Origin of the sequence: Thiolapillus sp. (assembly GCF_048562965.1) — a bacterium.
Taxonomy (GTDB): Bacteria; Pseudomonadota; Gammaproteobacteria; order Chromatiales; family Chromatiaceae; genus Thiolapillus; species Thiolapillus brandeum_A.
Window position 1 is genome coordinate 1 of sequence record NZ_JBHNMF010000493.1, and the last position, 2,457, is coordinate 2,457.

A 2,457-nucleotide genomic window follows, 5' to 3' on the forward strand; every position below is an offset into this window, starting at 1 on the left:
GCTCGTTGCTGCTCCGTACTTGTCTCCCCTTGCAGGACCACGTCATCTAAGTTCCTAATGACTGGGCACCGCGTTTGGATGCCTACTTTGCTTCCCCTCTGGCGCTATGTGCACGACGGGTAAGCAGTGCGGCCTCGCGGCTACTGGGGACTACCAGCCTTCGCTTCGCTCTCCATGGCTGGCAGCGAAAGACTTGGAAAACTAAGTATTTTTTTCAAGGAACAATGCCTTTTCAAGCGACGTAAAGAAATCATTATACGGCTGAGGATCCTCAACAGCAGCTAAATTATACTGCGCGTTAGCTCTCACCACAATTTGAGAACCCTTTGTTCTTACGGAAACAGACATACGAAGCTGGTAGCCATTAAATTTTGTTGCACTAATAATACCAGCGACATCATCAGCTTTTAGGATAACAAACCCTAAATCTTGCAAAGTAGCCATCACTATACGCATCGTCTCTTTTTTATTTAAGTCATCATATGTACGGGTTTGATAACTACGCATTTCTACTTGATTCCCTGCTGCCAAAACCTGCTTCGAAGCATTAGTCTGACAGCCTTGTAGCATAATGATAGCAAAACCAATCAATACAATATTACGGCATATTTGGTAACGACTCATGTTTGTTTTTCCAAAAATAGCGCTTTTTCTAAGTGATCAAAAAATTCTGCGTATACTGTAGGCTCCTTAATCCCAAGTATTTTGGATACCTGCCCATGGTTATTCCAAACAATGCGCTGAAATATTATACGCACAAAGTAACTATTTTTACCTCTAAGCCTGGGCAAAGGAGTTGTGACCAACGACGCACGAATTTTCTGCTTATCATCGATAGGCGTTGCCCCGCCACCAAGAACAGCGATCAATAAAGCCACAGCAACTTGCCCAGCTTCTATAGCACTACGATCTTTTTCGCCAACAACTAAACCCAGGTCGGTTTCCGTCTCTGAAATAGTAAAACCGAAGTCCTGAAGGATAGCCACAGAAGCAGAAAGAATCTGTTCCTCTGTCAACTCGTCATATATCCTACTCTGCATGGTTCGATTTTCTAGCGAACTAGGCGTCATCATCAACGCTTCTTTTGGGATTGTTGATGCGCATCCGGCTAAAAACAATGCTAGCGCAAAAGCAACAATAACTTTTAAAGTTATCATTTATTACTCCTGGAACAATTATTTATATGCGTAAATTATCAACAGCGAACCGTAACGTATGTCAAAACCTTGAGGTATGGTATGCAAAATCTCTGACTAGGCCATTTTCATCGAACTTAATTATTACGGTTAATGTCCTTTGAGATCTATCTAAACTGCCAGTCTCAGAAGAACCACTAAAAAGGATTAAAGTACCATATGCACCTGATCGACGCGCTCTAACTTGCTGACTTATTTTATCGTAAATCCATGTTTCTCTACGTTTTTTGTCCGTTGTTACAATATTCGGAGAGCCCATTGCAGCCGCAACCTCCGCGCCACTCATTCCAATGTGAATCTCTTTTTGAACTGTGCCAACAGTAAGGTTCTGCTCTCCTTCCGTATAAGATTGCTGAGGTACACCACCACATGCACTCAAACCAAGTAGCACAGCAAAACCAAGCAGGATTATCCTAATCATAATTACTCACCATAAAACATTAGGGCACCTCGATTAATTCGTTCTGAGCCGCCCAATTTCCCAAAACATTTTTGATGACCGGTTTGTTATCAAATGTCGGGTCCCGTGTGATTATATTCCAAAAAGGAGCTATCCTTTGTTCCGAACCCGCCAGATATTGAACGACTGGCTCACACAAAATCTGGAGGAAGCATAACGCCATGGTTATCCATCCGCAAGCCCGTACAACACCAAGGCTGCGTGCTGAGATCAAGGCTCAACACGATCCTAACCTGTTGTGGAGCCCATCTACTCGACCGATTGACTGGGATCGGCTCATTGCCAAGCGCCCCACGGTGCTGGCAACCATCGACGATATGCCGGCCTATCTCCTCAAACCGGAGGTGCTGGCGTTACTGGACGAAGAAAAACACCCCACTTACCGCCTCATCCTAGATCTTATGTGGACCACCGGGGCACGCATCTCGGAGGTGCTGGCGCTCACGCCGAGCAGTTTTGTCGACGATGGCTACGACTTCGGCGTGATCCTCAAAACCCTGAAACAACGGCCCGGACGCCCGAGCAAAAAAGCCCTGCAGCGTTCACCCAAACGCTACGTGCCCATTCTGGACCGGCTGCTGCAGGACCGGATCCAGAGTTATCTCTACGCCGGGCACTTCCGGAAAACCGCGCGGATCTTTCCCATGGCCCGCCAGACCGTAAACCGGCATATCCATGCCCTGGTGGAGCGGGTAGGGGGCGCGGATTTTCGTATCACCAGCCACACTTTCCGACACAGCTTCGCCATTCATCTGCTACTGCACGGGCGGCCGTTGAAGTACGTCAGCCAGCTGCTCGGCC

Annotated in this window: 4 protein-coding genes; 1 reads left to right on the forward strand and 3 read right to left on the reverse strand. The window is 47.0% G+C overall.

The genetic code is table 11. The annotated features are described in order from the left end of the window. Positions 1–201 precede the first annotated feature (201 nt). From ACOCD2_RS16800 to bamE, 3 genes are all read right to left on the reverse strand, one after another. Positions 202–624: a hypothetical protein gene (locus ACOCD2_RS16800; RefSeq protein WP_293649857.1), complete on the reverse strand. Its 423-nt coding sequence runs from the start codon at positions 622–624 to the stop codon at positions 202–204. Further along, the gene (locus tag ACOCD2_RS16805) at positions 621–1,157 is read right to left on the reverse strand and encodes a hypothetical protein (RefSeq protein WP_293649856.1); all 537 of its coding nucleotides are present in this window, start codon (positions 1,155–1,157) and stop codon (positions 621–623) included. The genes ACOCD2_RS16800 and ACOCD2_RS16805 overlap by 4 nt, the downstream gene beginning before the upstream one ends. Positions 1,158–1,218: 61 nt before the next feature. Continuing rightward, positions 1,219–1,617 (reverse strand): outer membrane protein assembly factor BamE domain-containing protein, encoded by a 399-nt coding sequence (gene bamE, locus ACOCD2_RS16810; protein WP_293649855.1) that lies wholly within the window; start codon positions 1,615–1,617, stop codon positions 1,219–1,221. A 200-nt stretch (positions 1,618–1,817) separates the two neighbouring features. Here bamE and ACOCD2_RS16815 point away from each other — a divergent pair. Beyond that, positions 1,818–2,457, forward strand: a 640-nt coding sequence (locus ACOCD2_RS16815; RefSeq protein ID WP_293680650.1) for a tyrosine-type recombinase/integrase, incomplete at its 3' end; no start/stop codon positions are given.